At 55.7% G+C, this 19,572-nt stretch carries 18 protein-coding genes; 14 read left to right on the forward strand and 4 right to left on the reverse strand.

Annotated elements, in window-relative coordinates:
* The 4 genes from C4520_07025 to C4520_07040 all read left to right on the forward strand — a co-directional run.
* Nucleotides 1-189, forward strand: a 189-nt coding sequence (locus C4520_07025) for a hypothetical protein (protein RJP22993.1), incomplete at its 5' end; no start/stop codon positions are given.
* A gap of 22 nt (nucleotides 190-211) precedes the next feature.
* A complete protein-coding gene (locus C4520_07030; protein RJP22994.1) occupies nucleotides 212-1,804 on the forward strand; it encodes a hypothetical protein in 1,593 nt (530 codons plus the stop codon).
* Nucleotides 1,805-1,960: 156 nt separating this feature from the next.
* Nucleotides 1,961-2,827 (forward strand): decaprenyl-phosphate phosphoribosyltransferase, encoded by an 867-nt coding sequence (locus C4520_07035; GenBank protein RJP23022.1) that lies wholly within the window; start codon nucleotides 1,961-1,963, stop codon nucleotides 2,825-2,827.
* 18 nt (nucleotides 2,828-2,845) lie between these two features.
* Entirely contained in the window at nucleotides 2,846-3,982 is a 1,137-nt protein-coding gene (locus tag C4520_07040; GenBank protein RJP22995.1) for a DUF362 domain-containing protein, read from the forward strand.
* A 163-nt stretch (nucleotides 3,983-4,145) separates the two neighbouring features.
* On the opposite strand, the gene C4520_07045 is transcribed toward C4520_07040, so the two are convergent.
* The 4 genes from C4520_07045 to C4520_07060 form a co-directional block, all read right to left on the reverse strand.
* A complete protein-coding gene (locus C4520_07045; GenBank protein ID RJP22996.1) occupies nucleotides 4,146-5,615 on the reverse strand; it encodes a radical SAM protein in 1,470 nt (489 codons plus the stop codon).
* A gap of 188 nt (nucleotides 5,616-5,803) precedes the next feature.
* Entirely contained in the window at nucleotides 5,804-6,196 is a 393-nt protein-coding gene (locus C4520_07050; protein RJP22997.1) for a hypothetical protein, read from the reverse strand.
* Entirely contained in the window at nucleotides 6,174-6,362 is a 189-nt protein-coding gene (locus C4520_07055) for a hypothetical protein (GenBank protein RJP22998.1), read from the reverse strand. Before C4520_07055 ends, C4520_07050 begins: the two co-directional genes overlap by 23 nt.
* Nucleotides 6,363-6,564: 202 nt before the next feature.
* Nucleotides 6,565-7,569: a DUF128 domain-containing protein gene (locus tag C4520_07060; protein RJP22999.1), complete on the reverse strand. Its 1,005-nt coding sequence runs from the start codon at nucleotides 7,567-7,569 to the stop codon at nucleotides 6,565-6,567.
* Nucleotides 7,570-8,015: 446 nt separating this feature from the next.
* Here C4520_07060 and C4520_07065 point away from each other — a divergent pair, with 446 nt between their 5' ends.
* From C4520_07065 to C4520_07110, 10 genes are all read left to right on the forward strand, one after another.
* Complete coding sequence (locus C4520_07065) at nucleotides 8,016-9,599, forward strand: FMN-binding glutamate synthase family protein (GenBank protein RJP23000.1); 1,584 nt, start codon at nucleotides 8,016-8,018, stop codon at nucleotides 9,597-9,599.
* Nucleotides 9,600-9,659: 60 nt separating this feature from the next.
* Nucleotides 9,660-9,845: a hypothetical protein gene (locus C4520_07070; GenBank protein ID RJP23001.1), complete on the forward strand. Its 186-nt coding sequence runs from the start codon at nucleotides 9,660-9,662 to the stop codon at nucleotides 9,843-9,845.
* A 110-nt stretch (nucleotides 9,846-9,955) separates the two neighbouring features.
* Nucleotides 9,956-10,363: a hydrogenase iron-sulfur subunit gene (locus C4520_07075; protein RJP23002.1), complete on the forward strand. Its 408-nt coding sequence runs from the start codon at nucleotides 9,956-9,958 to the stop codon at nucleotides 10,361-10,363.
* Complete coding sequence (locus tag C4520_07080) at nucleotides 10,360-11,040, forward strand: hypothetical protein (GenBank protein ID RJP23003.1); 681 nt, start codon at nucleotides 10,360-10,362, stop codon at nucleotides 11,038-11,040. The genes C4520_07075 and C4520_07080 overlap by 4 nt, the downstream gene beginning before the upstream one ends.
* Nucleotides 11,024-11,959, forward strand: coding sequence for a methylenetetrahydrofolate reductase (locus C4520_07085; GenBank protein ID RJP23004.1), 936 nt, complete (start codon nucleotides 11,024-11,026; stop codon nucleotides 11,957-11,959). The genes C4520_07080 and C4520_07085 overlap by 17 nt, the downstream gene beginning before the upstream one ends.
* A 12-nt stretch (nucleotides 11,960-11,971) precedes the next feature.
* Nucleotides 11,972-13,378: a hypothetical protein gene (locus tag C4520_07090; GenBank protein ID RJP23005.1), complete on the forward strand. Its 1,407-nt coding sequence runs from the start codon at nucleotides 11,972-11,974 to the stop codon at nucleotides 13,376-13,378.
* Nucleotides 13,341-14,849, forward strand: coding sequence for an FMN-binding glutamate synthase family protein (locus tag C4520_07095; protein RJP23006.1), 1,509 nt, complete (start codon nucleotides 13,341-13,343; stop codon nucleotides 14,847-14,849). The genes C4520_07090 and C4520_07095 overlap by 38 nt, the downstream gene beginning before the upstream one ends.
* A gap of 15 nt (nucleotides 14,850-14,864) precedes the next feature.
* Entirely contained in the window at nucleotides 14,865-17,477 is a 2,613-nt protein-coding gene (locus tag C4520_07100) for a glutamate synthase (GenBank protein RJP23007.1), read from the forward strand.
* 219 nt (nucleotides 17,478-17,696) lie between these two features.
* Nucleotides 17,697-18,413 (forward strand): lipoyl(octanoyl) transferase LipB, encoded by a 717-nt coding sequence (lipB, locus tag C4520_07105; GenBank protein ID RJP23008.1) that lies wholly within the window; start codon nucleotides 17,697-17,699, stop codon nucleotides 18,411-18,413.
* Between the two features lie 38 nt (nucleotides 18,414-18,451).
* A complete protein-coding gene (locus C4520_07110; protein RJP23009.1) occupies nucleotides 18,452-19,564 on the forward strand; it encodes a PilT/PilU family type 4a pilus ATPase in 1,113 nt (370 codons plus the stop codon).
* The last annotated feature ends 8 nt before the right edge of the window (nucleotides 19,565-19,572 follow it).

Here is a 19,572-nt window from a genome sequence, read left to right on the forward strand (position 1 = left end):
AATACCCTCTGCGACATTGCTCTATTCCTCTTTCACCATAAAAACCCTGTCTTTGTGCCCTTTCACTCACTTCCGAATGTCGGGTTGCGGAATCGCTGTTTTTCGCCTCATTCACTTGACACTCGCGTGCGCGATCTGATAGATTTGAATTCAGAATTGCTCCGGCCGAAGAGCGCCGGTGCATCATGAAGGTAAAGAACTATAACTTCCAGTGGCCCAACAAGAAACAGCCGTTTTCTCCCGACCGACCATTTTCCTGGTAATCCTCCTGAGCATCGCAGCGACGCTTCGCCTCGCGGTCGCGTTTTGTGATATCCAAACGCTGATCACGAAAGTGCTCTCGGATGATTCATTTTACTATTTTCAATTGGCAAAGAACGCGGCTGCGGGGGGCGGCGTAACCTTTGATGGAACCATGCCGGCAAATGGGTTTCATCCGCTGTGGTTCCTTTTGCTCGTTCCCATTCATTACGTTTTTGGCGGGTTGACCGCTCCGATCCATGCGGCGCTCGCGCTCGAGGGTCTCCTGGACGTCGGCGCCGGATACCTCATTTACCGGCTTATCAGCACATTGACGGAAAATAAAAGCGCCGGTGTAGCGGGGGCGGCCGTTTACCTGCTCAATCCATCGGTGATTTTCCATTCAGTCAACGGGCTGGAGACCGGCCTTAATCTCTTTCTGTTTGCCTTCTATTTCTGGTTTTACCTGACCATGCTCCACGAGGAGAAGATCTCCGGCCGAAACCTTCTGTTGCTCGGCTTCTTATCGGGATTGCTCATTCTCACGCGAACGGATAACGCTATCCTGGTCGCAGTCACATATATACATCTGCTGTTTTTCAGGCGCGCCATCCGCCGACCTGCGGCTATCGCGGCGTCAGGCGCCGTTTGCGCCGCGGTTGTCGCGCCATGGCTGCTGTGGAACCTGCATACGTTCGGCACGATCGAGCAATCCAGTGGCAGCGCCTACAGCATTATCACGCGAGGCAACCTGCGGGCGGCCGGCGTAGCGAGCCACCAGATTTTCCTCACTTCTCTGGCGAATACCATCAAGTTGTTCGTGTGGACGATCCCAACGGACGTGTTCGCATGGGGAGGATTGATGGGAATTTTGGCTGGCCTGGGGTTGGGGCTCGTCCAACTCGATGATCCAAGAGCGCAGCGGGTATGGAAATCACTGCGGCTGGCATCTGTCGCTCTCATCGGATTCATTGCACTCACTCTTGCGCATTCGCTGGCGAGGGGAACACTGAAATCGTGGTACTTCATTCCTGCTGCGACAATTGCATCGATTTTTCTCGGCATCCTCTTCGGTTCAGTCGATTTCTCAAAAATTGCGCTGAAAGGCCGCGGTCGTATTGCCGCCGCTTTTCTGGCAGGGATTGTTCTCTCCGGCTACCTGCTGAACGGGTGGACCGGCTGGAGGAATGGGATGTACCCCTGGCAGATCGAGCAGCTCATGGCTGCGGACTGGGCAAAGCGCAACCTCGCCGATGATATATTGATCGGGAGCTTCAACTCCGGCATCATCGGCTACATGAGCGAGAGAACAGTGGTCAATCTGGACGGACTGGCTAACAATTCCGTCGTTCCGTATCTGAAGGAGCGGCGGTTGTGGGAGTACATCCGCGAGCGAAACATAGCCTACCTCATAGACTCCGACTATTCCATTCTGAAGGATTACCGCGAATTCTACGGGACCGGCTGGGAGCCGCGAGAGCGCCTCGTGCGGGTAGCCGTTATTGACGAGCCCGCGGTTTCCTGGGCCGGCGCACCTGTCGCGGTCTACAAAGTGATTCCCTGAACGCCTGCGGCTTGACTTTGATTTTCATCAAATATATTCTGATAGTAACCACTGATATCGGCAGAAACAAGAAATAAAAGGAAGACAGTGGAGGCAAAACTGGAAAACGTGACGATTGCAGAATCGCACAGCCGCTGGGTTGGTCTGGTGCAAAGCATGCGGCCCACTCAGTGGGTGAAAAATCTTATTATCTTTGCCGTCCTCGTTTTCTCGCTGAATCTGTTCAATGCCGCCCTCCTGCTCCGGACCCTGCTCGCTTTCTTTCTTTTTTGTATTCTGTCCGGGACAGTTTACATTATCAACGATTATGCCGACCTGGAGAACGATCGCCTGCACCCGACCAAGTGCAAGAGACCGCTTGCTTCGGGTGCGGTTCCGCCTCTGTTCGCCATCAAGAGCGCGATTTTGCTGAGCGTGATCGGCCTTGGCGGCTCGTTTGTCCTGGGCGTCGGCTTCGGTCTGGTTGCCCTTGCGTATTACACGCTCGTCGTTTCGTATACGTTTTACCTTAAGCACGTAGTCATCCTCGATGTGTTTGCCATTGCGCTCGGTTTCGTCTTGCGCGCGCTGGCGGGCGGCGTCGTCATCCATAATGCCATCTCGGCTTGGTTTCTGATCTGCATATTGTTTCTGTCCCTTTTCCTTGCGCTCAGCAAGCGGAGGCATGAGTTGCTCCTGCTCGATAATGAAGCATCCAGGCACCGCAGATCGCTTGCCGAGTACAGCCCCTATTTCTTGGATCAGATGATCGCGATCGTCACTACTTCCACCGTTATCTCCTACGCCATGTTTACCGTTTCGAGTGAATCGCTGGAATACCAGCGTTTCCAGACCCACAACCTGATCTACACTGTCCCGTTCGTTCTCTACGGAGTTTTTCGCTACCTGTACCTGGCTTATCACAAGGAACAGGGCGGAAGTCCCACGCGGGTGCTGTTGACCGATCGGGCGTTGATGGTGGATATATTCCTCTGGTTTATCGCCTGCAGTATCATCCTCTACAGGCAGTTTCTCATCAGTTGATCTAAAAGGAGTTTTTACATGGGTTCTGTTCGCATTTCCCCTCAACCCGATACAAACGGCAAGCCGGCGGCCCGGAAGTCGAAGGTCGCGGTGCTGAAGACGGCGCCCGAAACCGTAATCGAGGATTACGGCCGCCTGATGCGTTTGGCGGATTATGAAAAGTATTTGCCGAAGGATAGGGACACCGCCCTTAAGATAAATATATCCTGGCACGTTTTCTATCCTGCCTGCTCGACTCTGCCGTGGCAGCTCGACGGCGTTATCAAGACGATGCTCGATGACGGCTACAAGCCTTCGCTTATTCACGGCTGCCATAATCGAACCGTCGTCGTCGACGCGAAGGTCGGAGAAGTAAATAACAAACAGCGGCAGGTCGTGGTTGACAAATACGGCCTGAGGAACATCCATCTGTATGAGAACGAGGAGTGGATAAAATACGAGCCGGAGAGAAAATTGCTGGTGCTCCCCGGAATTTTTCCCAACGGCATCTACATCCCGAAACGCTTCATCGGCGAGAATATCCTGCATCTGCCCACCATGAAGACGCACGTCTTCACCACCATGACGGGCGCAATGAAGAACGCCTTCGGCGGCCTGCTCCAAGAACGCCGTCACTGGACGCACAGCGTGATCCACGAGACCCTCGTCGACCTGCTCACAATCCAACAGGAAATTCATTCAGGCATTTTCGCAGTGATGGATGGAACATTCGCCGGCGACGGCCCCGGCCCGCGCTGTATGCGCCCTCACGTGAAAGATTATATTCTTGCCAGCGCCGACCAGGTAGCAATCGATGCGGTTGCGGCGAAAATGATGGGGTTCGATCCCATGAGCCTTGACTTCATTCGAATCGCGCACGAGCGCGGCCTCGGCTGCGGAATTGTGGACGAGATGGAAATTGTGGGCGAGGATATATCGGCAATCAACTGGCGTTTCGAAGGCCGGAAAGACACCTTTGCCAGCCGAGGCCAGAAAGCCATCTACCACGGACCGCTCAAGCCGCTGGAGAACCTGCTCCTGCGCACCCCGCTGGTGCCGTGGTCGTATGTCGCTTCGCGCCTGTATCACGACGGGTTCTGGTATCCGCTGATCGGAAAGAGGCGGGTAAACGAAGCGCTGCGAACGAAATGGGGCAGGTTGTTCCAGCAGTACTGATCAAGGCATCCAATCCGAAGAAGTTTCGCGTGCCGCGGTAGCGCCGCAAAGAGGATCGGCACAACGGTATACCCGACAAAGGCGCCCAGGACTAGGCACACGGCCTCTCTTTTAGTTCACTCTGCGGAACGAGGCGAGGCGGATTGCTCCTTCAGCGGTTTTTTCAGGCGCCGGGGCGGGACATCTTTGAAAGAATTTCCGATCGGTGGCGCCTCCACGAGCACAGCGGGATTGTCCGTACCGAATCGTTTTCCGGATCCAGGAAGCCGACGGCGACCGGACAGCGTTCCACGCACTGCGACTGGTGCTGAAAACGGTCCTGATACGGCAGCACAACCAGGCGAAAAATCGATTTCTTTCCGGTGATCTCTTCGAATATCCGCCGCCGTTTTTCCCTTGATCGGATATTCAGCACAAGGCGAAGCATCCCGAGATACTTTTTCAAGCCCTTCTCGGAGAACACCCTGTCCAGTTTCACATGCTTGCGAATCAGCGATCCATACCACAAGCTGATAAGAATTTTCCCCCAAAAAGTCCGGGCAGACTCATCATCCTTCTTTTTCGGGTCGTCTGAATTATTGCGCGAAGCTTTCTTTTTCAGGTCCTCCGCCAACTCGTAAAAGGAGGTTTTCAGAAATTCGGATGCCGGCACATATCCGTTCTCTGTTGAGATGAGAAAAGCAATGCTCTCGCAACTCGGGCTTGCCCCCCGAAAAGCCGCGAACGGCCTCAGAAGTTCGCGAAACGGAACGGGAACATCCATAGAGCCGGCAGGCAAAAATTCTATCCCGCTGAACTTTTCAGCCACCAGATTTTCCACGTCCTCCACGGTTAGGCGTTCTTCCTCGCGCCAAGCGAACTGCACCTCTCCGTTATCCCATGTCCGCGCCAAAGGAATCAGGTAAAGGGCGCCTACCACTTTTCTCCTTTGCCGGCAGAATTCGATAATGTCCGTCAGGGCTTTGTCATTGATTCCCCTGGCAAGGGTGCAGAAAATCGAGATCGGCGTCTGGACATACTTGCTGGTGTTGCCAAGCGCGGTCAGCTTCTTCTCGAGAAGGTCCTCGTTTCCTCGCAGCAACCGGTAGGTGCAGGAATCCATTCCGTCGAACTGGAAATGGATTCCGGCTCCCGTGGATAAGAGCTGCCGACAATACTCCTCATCCGCAAGCCGGACGCCGTTGGTGCATACACAGACGTGGAGACCGTACTGGAAGCCGAGCGCAATAATAGCGGGCAAATCGTCGCGTGTCGTCGGCTCGCCGCCGAATAATTCAATGTGGGGCGGCGGCTTCCTCTGGGAAAGCGATCGGAACAATCGATCAAAATACTCGAGAGGAGGATCGAACTTCGCGCTCTCCCTGCCCATGTTGGACATACAGGTGGGACAGCTCAGATTGCAGGTGTTCGTCACCTCGACGACGACAACTCGCGGCTCCGAAGGCGGAAATGTGCCTTTACCGAATTCCTGCTTTTTCTGATAGCGCTCGATATCGGAGGAAAGCAACGTCTCGGTGACTCCGCAACGCGCGCATTCTTTTCTGAGGTACATCTTTCCGTCGCGCGATTCATAGCTTGCGGGCACTACTTTATCGCAAATATTGCAATATCCGCTATTTACCTCATAATTCATGTACTAATGTCTTTACGTGTTGCCTCTGCGACTTCCACTCCTCGATTTGAAGGCATAAATGAGCATAAATCATACCATTTCCCCCTGATGCTCGGGTCTTTGTGGTCTCTTACCGTAAATTCACCACACATTCGCCCACTTTTCAGGGGGGTGATGGGGAGCAAAACTAAAAACAAATTCCGAGATCCTCAAGGCAGGGCAGGATCGGGAGCCGAAATCTGCTCGGGTGTCGAGTCGCAATTAAAGAGCGTAAACTCGAAAACGTCTCCTTTTTCGTTGATAACAACCCCTTCAATGATATCGAGTTCGGGAGAAGTGAACTGGCCTTCCCAGAATGTCGATATGCAACAGTCTTCAGGGGTATCAAGAACCGTCAGCCGAATCTTATTTTGCGGACAGCAGATTGTGCCGTATACGGGTAATAGACCACAGTTCACCCCGGGGTCGGCCACGTCGCGCGTGCCTCTGATTTCACCCTTATCAAGCGTTATGTTCCAAACTCCGCCGAAATTGTCACACATGGTGAACGTCTTGGCTCCCAGGTCACAGACAAGCGCTTCAGCCGCTGTAAACGCGAACATCGTCAGACATAGTGTCAAAAACAGTGCTATTGCCGCCTTTTTCATGATTACCTCGCTCAGGTTTCGCTCTAATGTAAAAGTCAATTCCGCTGTTCTGCTGATCTTGATACGGCTCGCTTCTCCTGCATAGTACTTTCCCTTGCATCACCTCCTTTTTTTCGGCCATTCATGACATTTCCGTGAACAAGAAGTTTATCACACCTTTTTTGGTTCGTCAATAACTCATAAATAACCCATGGGAAAAGATAAAACGCTTCACCTGAGCCGGAACAGGTTCATTTGATTGACGTTAAACAAAAATGTAGAGAATATTTTGAATAAGGAACGGAGAGAAAGTTAACGAAAATTTATTTAAAAATTTTCTGGGCTTAGAAATTCCGGCAGTGCTCGTCAAGCTCCTCAAACGGGAAGAATTGTTCGTAATCAGCCAGAGCCGCCAGCGCACGCGAATGAGTCCGCATCCCCACTTCCTCAAGAATGGCGGCCGGATTGAGTCCGCCGATCACAATTGCCCCCACCTGTCCCTGATTCACCGGAATCTCGAGCAGCGGCTGACCGGGCCATCCAATGGACATAAACCCACCCAACCCAACTTCCTCCAGTTGTTGGGCCAGATACACCACACGCTCCCTGCTTTCGGCGGGAACCTCCCTGAAACTGGCGCCGATGCGGCCATTGCCATTTTTCGTGGCGCCGAGATAATCGGTCATGCCGCTCCGGATGAAAACCTCCAGGGGATCGAGCGTTGTCCCATTGTAGTATATGACCTCGACGAAACGGCTGGGCTTATAATCATGTAATTCCAGTAACCCGCCGAATCGAGAATAAGTAGGGATCCCGTTCGATAGCAGTACTCCATTCAGTGTAACCGAGCACACTGTCCCGATCCCGACCATTCCCTCGGGAACAATCAGCTCGCCCACGCGCTGCTGCGGCGCAAAGAGCGTCACCAGGCGTCCCATCGCGTATCCGTGGCTGAAAACCCGCTTCACCAGCGGCGCAGCCTTTTTCAACTGCGACTGCTCAATGATGCTGGCATTCACAACCACAGTGCCGGAACGAGTCTTCAGGTCGAAGTTCATTCGGTACGTCATCTGATCTATTTTTGCAGCGAGAAATCCCACTCGTTCAATAATGCGGGCGCTGGAGATCTCCTCCATTCCCTTCTGCGTTATCAACCGGCCTCTTCGCCCCAGATTCTCGGTCAGCCCTTCCTCATCCATCGCTTGCAGATAAAACCGGACCGTTCGCTCGGTGATCTCATTGCCGGCGGCAATGAGCCGCTCCGTGATCCGGGAGCTGCCTACGGGCCGGCCGGCTTCCTGAAGAATGCGCAGAATTGCAAGCCGCTTCTTTTCGGTCTTTTCACTCATAATCCGCATTCTACCAGAAGTCCTGCCACATTGCAAGCCGAAATTGGCAATTTTGCCGCAATTCACGTGGCAGCAGCTTGGCTTTTTCCGAGAACAGAGCGGGATTTCCTTTGGAATCTTGGAATTTTTTTTGCGATGAGCGCTCGCAGTATATTCGGGATTGCCGGAACGGAAATCTTTTTTGCCGGAACATAAGCGGCAAATTTGCCAACGAATAGAGTCCTTCTTTACTAAAAAACCTGCCATTTCAGGGGAGATTCTCATTGACATTACATCTGGAGTGTGATATTATTAGGCAATGATTTGCCAGTTCGGTTGCGACACTCGATCCTGCGCATGGGAAGGTGATGAGAGTCCGTCTGATGGAGCAGGCAAGGTGTCTGCGGGCAGGAACGAAGTTTCAGGTGCGGCAACTTTTGACCGAAAGTCCTAAAGGAGAGTAACGTATGAATCTACATCGTCCAAATGCCAATGAGGCGCTGCAGACGAGCAACCGCTCGCGGCATGTTTCACCTCAGTCCGGTATTTGCAGCCGCTGCATAGACGGTTGCAAGGGCGGGTGCGACCTTTTCACTTCCACTTTCCGGGGAAGAGAGCTGCTGTATCCCGGTCCCTTCGGGGAGGTAACCGCGGGCGCCGATAAAGATTACCCGGTCGATTATTCGCACCTGAACATCATGGGCTATGCCTTCGGGGCCGAGGGTACTCTGGGCGACTCCGACCACGCCACGTTTCCGACCGTCAATACGGAAACGCAATTCGGCACCACTCACAAGGTAAAGATGAAGGCCCCTATTTTCACCGGCGCGCTCGGCAGCACCGAGATCGCTCGCAAGAACTGGGAGCATTTTGCCGTGGGCGCGGCCATCAGCGGTATCAGCCTTGTTTGCGGTGAGAACGTCTGCGGCATTGATCCGAAGCTCGAGCTCGATTCCCGCGGAAAGGTAAAGGAAGCGCCCGATATGCGCCGGCGGGTGGAAGCCTATCGGCGGTATCATGAGGGATACGGAGACATCCTCGTACAACTGAATGTTGAAGATACGCGGTTCGGAGTAGCCGAATACGTGGTCGACAAGCTCGGCGTCGAGACCATCGAACTCAAGTGGGGCCAGGGCGCAAAATGCATCGGGGGCGAGATCAAAGTCGATTCGCTCGAGCGCGCCATCGAACTGAAGAAGCGCGGCTACATCGTAACGCCAGATCCCGAGAACCCGGCCAATCAGGCGGCCTTCAGGGACGGCGCCATCAAGCAGTTCGAGCGCCACTCGCGCCTCGGCTTCATCGACTACGACGGCTTCATGAAGGAAGTCGAACGGTTGCGCAAACTTGGCGCAAAACGGGTAACGCTGAAAACCGGGGCCTATCCGATGCGCGAGCTCGCCATGGCGATTCGCTGGTCGTCCGATGCCCGCATCGATCTGCTCACGATTGACGGAGCGCCGGGCGGGACCGGCATGAGCCCGTGGCGCATGATGGCCGAATGGGGCGTGCCTTCAATCTACCTGCATTCGATGGCCTACAATCTGTGCTGCAAACTCAGGGACAAAGGAAAATTCGTGCCTGATATCGCCTTTGCCGGCGGATTCAGCGCCGAAGACCACGTCTTCAAAGCGATCGCCCTGGGCGCGCCTTTCACGAAGGCAGTCTGTATGGGCCGCGCGCTGATGATCCCCGGCATGGTCGGCAAAAATATCGCCGCCTGGCTCAATGGATCCAATGGAGAACTGCCCAAGACCGTATCGAAGTACGGGAAGACGAAAGAAGAGATCTTTGTCTGTTACGAAGAAATTAAGGCGAAGTACGGGGCCGAAGCCGATAAAATGCCGCTTGGCGCAATCGGAATTTATAGCACAACCGAAAAAATACGAGTGGGCCTGCAACAACTGATGGCGGGGGCGCGCAAGTGGAAGGTTGAGTTGATCAAGCGCCAGGATCTGGCCTCTCTCACCGAAGAATGCACCAGGGTAACAGGCATCCCCTATATCATGGACGCGTACCGGCAGGAGGCGATGGAGATTATCGACGCCTGAGGTCTGCGGCCCCGCTGATCTGCGGAATTTTTTCCTCTCTCGGTTTGCGGCGCTCATTCGATGAGCGCCGCAGCTGTTTTTGCGAACGGCAGTTTTGCCGGTCATTCTCGTCTTGCATTGATCGGGCGGCGCAAAAAGCCTTTATTTAGCCCAGGGCCGATTGCAGGCGATAATGGCTCAAATCTCGTTCCGGAAGAAAATTTCCGGATGAACAAATTGCCGGATAAGCGGAAGATTTCTGCTTGAAATAACCCTTTGAATCTGCTAGACTTTGCTTGTGTTTTGCAGTGACTATGCGGGACGAGAAAAACCAAACCTGCATGAAAGCCTGCTATGAATAAAGAAGGAAGGATTCAGTGGATATCGTTATCTTTGCCTGCCAAAATCGCATTCCGCAAGATTGGCGCCCTCCATTCACGCCAGATAGCATTAACGGGCAATACATCCGCCTGAGGCAACTCCCCTGTTCGGCAAAACTCACAACGCTTTCCATTATCCGCCTCTTTGAAAAACAGGCTGACGCCGTGCTTGTTCTCGCCTGTCCTGAAAACGGATGCCGCTCGCTCGAAGGCAGCCGCAGAGCGGCTGCTCGCGTGCGAGAAGCAAATGCCGTTCTTGAAGAGGTCGGCCTCGGAAATTGCCGGGTGATGATCAGGCAGAGCGGCGCCAACAATCGACAGGACCTCCTCGACGCACTGCAGGAATTAAGCGGCCGCGTGGAAAAGCTGGGGCCGAACCCGGCAAAAGGGAACAGGGTCAGATGATAATAGCCGAACGTAAACCGATCGAAGAAATCCTTTCAATAATTGGCGACGTCGATTCCGTGCTGATTGCGGGCTGCGCCACATGCGTAGCCGACTGCATGGCGGGCGGCGAGCGGGAAGTCGGCATCCTCGCTTCCGCGCTCCGGATTGCGGCCGCACAGAGAGGCAAACAACTTGAAGTCCTCGAGGTGACCGTGGAACGCCAATGCGAGCGGGAATTCATTGAAAAGGCGCGGGAAAAAGTGGACAGAGTCACCCTCGTGCTTTCGACTGCCTGCGGCGTCGGCGTCCAGGCGATGGCCGAGCGTTTCCCGAACAAACCGATTTGTCCCGGCGTCAACACAAAATTCCTCGGCCTCCGCGAGGCTGAAGGAGTGTGGAGCGAGCGCTGCGCCGCATGCGGAGACTGCACGCTGCATCTGACCGGCGGCATTTGTCCGGTCGCCCGTTGTTCCAAGAGCCTGCTGAATGGGCCATGCGGCGGCTCCAAAGGCGGGAAATGCGAGGTTTCCGAGGACGTCGATTGCGGATGGCATCTTATTGTCGAGCGCCTGACGGCTCTTGGGCAACTTGACCGGCTCGAAGTTAACATTCCCCCGAAGAATTGGGCCGCCTCTCGCGACGGCGGACCGCGGAAAGTCGTCAAGAAGGAATACAGAGATGAAGAGCGGGAGTAACCTTGAAAAAGTTTTGGCAGCCGGCCACTTCGCGGTAACGGCTGAACTGGGGCCGCCCATGGGCTGCAACATGGAGCCGGTTCGCAAAAAGATCGAGTTGCTGCGCGGGACAGCCGACGCGTATAACGTCACCGATTGCCAAACCGCGGTCGTCCGCATGAGCAGCATTGCGACGTCGATCCTGCTCGTGCGGGAGGGTCTCGAGCCGGTCATGCAGATGACTTGTCGCGACCGCAACCGGATCGCGATCCAGAGCGATATCCTCGGCGCGGCCGGTCATGGAATCCACAACTGCCTGTGTATCGCAGGGGACCACCAGTCGTTCGGGGCCGCCGGAAAACTCAAAGGCCATCCCGGCGCCAAAAACGTATATGATGTGGATTCGATCCAACTTGTTGGAATACTCAAACAGCTTCGCGACGATTCCCGCCAGCAGGGAGGCGACGCTCTTGACGGACCTGTTCCGCTGTTCATCGGCGCCGCCTGGACGCCGCTCGGCGATCCGATCCAGATTCGCACTACCCGACTGGCAAAAAAGATTCGAGCGGGTGCAGACTTTATTCAAACGCAAGCGGTCTACGACATCGAGCAATTTGCGGAGGCAATGCGCAAGGCGCGCGACAAAGGTCTTCACGAGCGTGCCGCCATTCTGGCGGGCATCATTGTTCCTAAAAGCGCCGCCATGCTTACGTACATGAACAAATCGGTGCCCGGCGTGATCGTTCCCCAACATCTGATCGACCGGATGCAGGCGGCCGCCGACCGGCGGGCCGAAGGCATACGAATCGCCACAGAACTGATCGAACAAGTGCGCCGGATCGAAGGCGTGCGCGGAGTGCACATCCAGGCAATTGAATGGGAAGCCGCTGTGAGGGATGTCGTTGGAGGCGCGGGACTGCTGCCCAGGCCGGTCGTCTGAGAGGGAAAAGGAATGCCGAAGAAGTATCACATAAGCGCGCAAGCGGCCCCGCCGAGATTCATTCCCGTTCCCAAGTACGCGATGGTGGAACGGGAAGGCTGTCTCGGCTGCCTCGAGTGCGCCAAGCGTGATTGCGTCTATGAGGTCTATAAGAACCGCCGGTTCGATCCGGAACAGATTACAGACTCCATCGACTCTTTGTGCAAGAACTGCCTGCGCTGTATTCAGAGCTGCAAGAACCAGATCATCAGCAAGATGAAGAATCCGGATTTTTACGCTCTGGGGGATTCCCATTGGAAACCGGACCAGATCGCCAGCCTCTGGGAACAAGCCACTACCGGGAAAATCCCTGTCTCGGGCGCCGGCTATCGTGGGCCTTTCAGCGGACCAGGCTTCGATTCCATGTGGACGGACATGTCGGAAATCGTGCGCCCGACACGGGACGGCATCCACGGGCGCGAATACATCAACACCTGCGTCGACATCGGCAGGAAGGTTTCCCGCCTGGTTTTCGATGAGGGCAAACATTTGGTGTCGGAGACGCCGCCACTCGTCGAGTTGCCCACCCCCTTCATTTTCGACCTGCTTCCTTTCGGCATAATGAATGAGAGCGTGCGCGAGGCGTATCTGCGCGCCGCCGAAACGGTGCAGACAATGCTGGTAGTGCCGGAGAGCGCGCTGGACTGGAAACTTGTTCCGCGACTTGAGAACATCATTCCCCTGCTCGATCCCTGCGGAATAATTTCGGAAAAAACCAAAGAGCTTATCGTCCGCTCTCGAATGATCGAGTTTGAAGATGCGGCCGACGCGCCGGCTCGCATGGAATCGATCAAGAAATTGAATCCCGCGGCGGTTGTCGCGATCAGGATGCCGCTTAACAGACGAACAAGCCCGCGGATCGAGGAACTTACCCGCGCCGGCGTCGAAGCGATCCACGTCGTTGCGGACTGGCAGGGAAACGAGCCCGGCGAACAGCGTCCCCGCTTCCTGAAAGAGGTGCTGCGAGAGATCCACCTGAATCTGATCGACAAGGCGTTGCGCGATGAGGTAACCATTATCGCCTCCGGCGGGATTGGAATGGCCGAACACGTGGCAAAGGCGATCATCTGCGGCGCCGATGTCGTCGGCATCGACCTGGTGTTGCAGGTCGCACTCGAGTGCCGGGTGTGCAAACGATGCACCCGCGGCCTGAGCTGCCCCGTCTCGATCGATGCAATCGAGCCGGAATGGGCGGCGCTGCGCGTGAGGAATCTGATGTGTTCGTGGCACTCCCAGCTCATTGAGGTCCTCGGAGCCATGGGGTTGCGGGAGATACGGCGGCTGCGCGGAGAGGTGGGCCGTGCCATGTTTTTCGAGGATTTGGAGAAGGAGGCTTTCGGCGATGTCAGACTCGCCACAGACGCTCGCAGCTCAGGATAAAATTTCGCAAACGGGCTGCCGCGAGCCAAAACATGTGCCCTCGCGATTCCGTAATCGCGTTGCGAAGTATAAAGTGTTTCGAAGCGCCGCGTGCGTTGCGTGCGGCAAATGCGCCGAGCTGTGTCCATACGGAGTGCATGTGCAAAGCGGCGACCGCATGCTCAGGCCGCGCGAATGGCTGTGCATCGGATTCGAGTGTCAGAAGAACAGTTTTTACTGCATCGATCAATGTCCACAACAGGCGCTTTCAATGGGAATCAATCCGCTGTTCGAGGTGATCGGTGATGCGCGCTGGCCCGCCGATATGATCCTGGCGACGTGGGCGATGGCCGAGACCGGCGATGTCCCCCCAGGCGGTTTAGAATATCAGTTCGGACTCTCCGGCGGCGGCTTCGACCGGCTCGCCTTCGATTTTGCAGACGGAAGGGATAACGGCATCAGCGAGGACGACATCGATCTCGGCATCGAATTGAACCGGCGCGGCGGCGACGCTCATCCCGTCCATATCGATATTCCGATATACGGCGGCGGCATGTCGTTCGGCTCGATCAGCGAGAACACCATGATCGGACGCGCCATGGCGGCCAAAGAGTGGAACACCTTCACGTGCACCGGCGAAGGCGGATACCCGGAGTCGCTCGTGCCTTTCTCCAACCACATTATCACTCAGGTGGCGACGGGACTATTCGGAGTACGCGAGGAGACTATCCAGCGATCGAAGATCATCGAATTCAAATATGCGCAGGGGGCAAAGCCCGGCCTCGGCGGCCATCTTCTCGGCGATAAAGTGACTCCGCAGGTGGCGCAAATGCGCGAGGCGGTGGCCGGAAATTCACTGTTCTCGCCGTTCCCGTTCCACTCCGTTTATTCGGTTGAAGACCACAAGAAGCACGTGGATTGGATCAAGGCGATCAGTCCGCGCTCGCTCATATCGGTGAAGGTATCGACGCCGACCGACGTCGATATGGTAGCGATGGGCAGCTACTATGCCGACGCGCACATTCTGCACATCGACGGCAGTTACGGCGGCACGGGAGCCGCACCGGATATCGCGAAGAAGAACATCGCAATGCCGATCGAGTACGCCATTCCGAAGGTCCACAAGTTCTTGGTTGCCGAAGGCGTGCGCGAGCGGGTGGCGCTGATCGCATCCGGCGGCATTCGCAACCCGTGGGACGTCGCCAAATCGATTGCGCTCGGCGCCGACGGAGTCGTCGTGGGAACGGCGGAAATGATCGCGCTGGAGTGCATTCGCTGCGCCAATTGCGAGAGCGGCCGCGGGTGCGCCCGCGGGATAGCCACTACTGATCCCGAGCTTGTCCGACTCGTTTCCATCGAGTACGCGAGCCGGCGCCTGAGCAACTTGTATCTGGCCTGGGCAAGAGAGCTAAAAAGAATCCTCAAACGGCTGGGAATGCGCAGCGTCAAGGAACTCGTCGGACGAACCGATGTCCTTGTGCGCTTTCCATAAGAGAACCAACAGACCATGGACATGAAAAGCGAATTCATCATTCGGTCGCGAGAGCCTCTGCTGCAAGCGGCGCCCGCCTGCGCGCCGCGCAAGGAAGCGGAAGAAGGCGGCTGCGGGGTCGTCGGCTTCGCCTGCAGCATACCGGTCGGCGGAAAACATATTTACGAGCCGTCCTGCCAGATGCATAACCGCGGCAACGGCAAAGGCGGCGGCATCGCCGCCGTCGGCTTTGTGCCCGAACAGCTTGGCATAACGCGCGACGTCCTTGATTCACATTACATCCTTCAGATAGGACTGCTGAATATGGACGCGCGAAAAACGGTCGAAGAGGAATTCATTTTGCCTCATTTCGACGTGGCGCAGATGAGCATGCTGCCGACGGTGGACAACTACCGCGACATCGAAGGCCTCGAGGTCCGCCCTCCCGACGTGCTGCGCTGCATCGCACGCGTTAAGCCCGCCGTTCTCGATGGGTACATCCGCGACCACTCGCTCGACTCGTTGAGTCGCACTGAGGCCGAAGACGAATTTGTTTATCAGAATAGTTTCAGGTTGAATCAGAACCTGTACGCTTCGCTGGGCGAGAAGAAGGCGTTTGTCCTCTCGCACGGCCGCAACATGATGATCCTCAAAATTGTGGGCTATGCCGAGAAACTGGCGCAATACTATTTGCTGGAGGACTTCAAGGCCCACTGCTGGATCGCGCACCAGCGGTATCCGACCAAGGGGCGCGTCTGGCATCCAGGCGGAGCGCATCCGTTCATGGGAATGCATGAGGCGCTCGTGCATAATGGCGATTTCGCCAATTATGTTTCAGTCTGCGAATACTTGAAAATGCGAAACGTGTATCCCCTGTTTTTGACGGACACCGAGGTCTCAATCCAGCTGTTCGACCTCTGGAAACGCGTCTACCGGTATCCGCTCGAGTACGTCATCGAAGCGATGGCGCCGACGACCGAACTTGATTTCAATCGCTTGCCCGCCGAAAAACAGCGCATCTATCGACAGGTACAAGCTTGTCACATGCATGGCTCTCCTGACGGCCCGTGGTTCTTCATCATCGGGCGCAACGACGTCGAGAACAATCGATTTCAACTGATCGGCATCACCGATACGTCCATGTTGCGACCGCAGGTTTTCGCCTTCACGTTGGGCGAAGTCTCGATCGGGTTGTGCTGCTCGGAAAAACAGGCAATCGACGCGACGCTTCACTCGCTCGCGCAGGAGGACCCTCGATTCCATCCGATTGCCGACAAATACTGGAACGCGCGCGGCGGTAGTCACACCGACGGAGGCGCATTCATTTTCACGGTTTCCGGCGCGGGCGAGAACAAGAAAATGACGTGCGCGAACAAGTTCGGCATCGAGGTGACGCTGTCCCCCGAAAAGAAGCATCGCGACCGGGCCGAGGCAGTCACGGCCCCGAAAACGCAAGACGCGCTTTCGCGCCGTATCCGGACGTTCCTGAAGCGGGAAGACGCCGACGGGCTGTTTGCATGGATAAGCGACAGCGTCGCGCGCTGGCGATACAATACGCTTGCATGGGTTCTTCAGGAGTCGGCAGAGATAGCCGAACAAGGAGACAGGGAACGCGCGGTCATCATTGCCGCCTTGACGCTGCTGAACGATCGCCGGTACGCGACAGGGAAGAAGAAGCGCAGCTCTGTTCTCGAATTGGTGCGCCTTTCGCTGCATTCGATTTTCCGAAGCTGTCCCGCCATCGAATCGGCTCAATCTTCGCGGTACCGGTTGATAGGGTGGGAGAATCGCCACCAACTGCGAGCGCCAGTCGAGAGCGAACAGATACTGGTGATCGATGCAGCCGGTTTTGCGCCGGAAGGCCCTGATTGCCATTCGCACCTGCTGATCGCGGGTTTCCGATTGGGGTGGCGCCGCTTTATCGCCTACAACTTCAGAGGCGAGCGGTTCTCCGGCTGCGGGTTCGGACCGGAAACGCAAGGCGTCATTATCGACCTGTACGACAGCACGGGCGATTATGTTGCCTCGGGCATTGACGGAATGGAGATATACATCCACGGCGACGGCCAGGACCAGCTTGCTCAAATTATCAAGCAGGGAAAACTGGTTGTTTATGGAGACGTCGGCCAGACCTTCATGTATGGTGCGAAGGGCGGCAGTATCTACGTCATGGGGAATGCGGCGGGGCGGCCCCTGATCAATGCCGTCGGCAGGCCCCGCGTGGTTGTAAACGGCACCTGTTTGGATTATTTGGCTGAATCTTTCATGGCCGGCGACGCACTCAACGGCGGCGGTTTCGTCGTTCTGAATGCAGTTGAATTCGATGAAGAGGGCTCCCTTCGCGATCTTCCTTTTCCCTATCCCGGCTCCAATCTTTTCTCACTTGCGTCGGGCGGCGCTATCTATGTTCGCGACCCGCACCGGCTCGTTGCGGACGAGCAGCTTAACGGCGGCGAATTCGCTCCCATGACGGCGGCCGATTGGCAGCTCATCCTGCCGCACCTCCAGGAGAACGAACGGCTTTTCGGCATTTCCGTTATGAACCACTTGCTGACGGTCAACGGCAAGAGGATGGCGCCGGAGGACGTTTATCGAAAGGTTCGACCGGTGAAACTCGCGGTTCTGGCGAAAGTTGCTGAACATGAATAATGAATCGCGACCGGCGGTTCCTTCTCCCTCAGAGTTCCGACCCTGATCGTCGCGGGCCATCTCCATCCTTCTGAACGGCAAAGGATCTGGAAAGCGTCGCGCTCTGACCAGACACCCAGAACAGAGCACGATCCCGCCGCGTTGAACCCCTTATGCTTGCTGCTGGCAAAGAATCCAGTCGAGGCGCTATAATTAAATGCCTCTCGAGTTGAAGAAGATATGAATGAACGATTGAAACCATCGCCGGCTGAAAACGCGCCCGGCGGGCGCGCGTGTGAAATCATTGATCTTGCCGTCTGCTCCTACGCCAAGGCGTATGCCTTCCAAAAGGAAAAGGTTCGATCGAAGATTGACGGGGCCGATTCGGACACACTGATTCTGGTCGAACATTTCCCCGTGCTTACGCTCGGACGCCGGGGCCGCCGCGAGCATATCTGTGCTCCAACGCACCATCTAAGGTCGATGGGAATCGATGTGATCGATACGGATCGCGGCGGCGATGTCACTTATCACGGCCCCGGCCAACTTGTCGGATATCCGATCCTGGACCTGCGCGTCCATCGCCAGGATGTTAATTGGATATTGCGCTCGATAGAGGCCTCGCTCATTCGCGCCCTGGAGAAATTCGGGATTCGAGCGGGGGTTGAACCCGGCCTCACCGGCGTCTGGGTAAATGGGGGAAAAATAGCGGCTATCGGAATCGGCATCAGCCGCTGGATCACATTTCACGGATTCGCGCTTAATGTCGCTCCAAAGATGGATCACTTCCAATTGATTATCCCCTGTGGCATCCGAAACAGGGAGGTTATCAGCATGGAAGAAGCGCTCGGGAAAGCGCCGCCCATGGAGGAGGTCAAAAGAGCGGTAATCGAGGGTTTCTGCGCAACATTTGGACTCACTCCTTCAAAGCTTGATTTTCCGAGTCCGAAAAGTTAAGATGTGGGTTAAGGTAAATAGAGGAAAACCGGTTATTTATGAAGCTTGAACCGATCAAGATTCTCGAACAAATGGTGTTATCAAAGGCTTCTGATTGCTATCTCAAGGTCGGCGAGCGTCCCGCCTTCAGGATGAACGGGCGCATCAGCCAAACCTCTTTCGATACGCTTACCGACGCGGATGTGGATGTTTTTATCGAAACAGTGATGACTCCCTTTCAGCGCGAACGGTTTGCGCAAGACCCGGACCTCGACCTTTCTTACGCCCTGCCAAGCGGCAACCGGTTCAGAGTCAACGTCTTCAGGCAGCGGGGCCATATTGGCGCGGTCATCAGGCATATCCCATCGGAAAACCTTGGATTCGAATACCTTGCTTTACCGCCGGTTGTGCGCGAATTTGCCGAGATGTCGCGCGGCCTGATCATCGTGTCGGGCGCGACGGGAAGCGGCAAAACAACGACACAGGCGGCCATGATCGACCACATCAACCGAAATTTCAGCAAGCACATCGTCACCATTGAAGACCCGATAGAATTCATCCATTTCGACAAGAAAAGCCTGATCAATCAGCGTGAGGTCGGGTTCGACACGAACAGTTTCGCCGATGCATTGAAACACGTGGTCAGGCAAAGCCCCGATGTCATTCTCATAGGGGAAATGCGGGACCTGGAAACGATGCTTATCGCTCTTTCGGCCGCTCAGACCGGTCACCTGGTGGTTACAACGCTGCACAATGTGGATACCGCCCAGACAATCGATCGCATCATAAACTACTTCCCCGAATACATGCGCCATCAGGTACGCCTGGAGCTGTCCCTGTGCCTGAAGGGGGTCCTTTGCATGCGGCTGCTGCCGCGCAGCGACGGGAAAGGGCGTGTTCCCGCGATCGAGGTGCTCCGGGTGACCCCGCTCATCCGGAAACTGCTGCTCGAGGGCAACACGAAGTCAATTCCGGATTACATAAAAGAGGGACGCGAATTCGGGATGCAGACATTCAACCAGTCTCTCCTCGATTTATATCAGAAGGGGCAGATTACTTATGAAGACGCCCTTCAAAACGCGTCGAATCCCGAAGAGTTCAAATTGAACGCGCAAGGTATGTTTACCGGAGTCGATTCCATCCGGGCCCGACGTTTTGAGGAGCCGATCTAGGAGAAAAG

It is taken from the genome of Candidatus Abyssobacteria bacterium SURF_5, from assembly GCA_003598085.1.
In the GTDB taxonomy this organism is placed as follows: domain Bacteria; phylum Abyssobacteria; class SURF-5; order SURF-5; family SURF-5; genus SURF-5.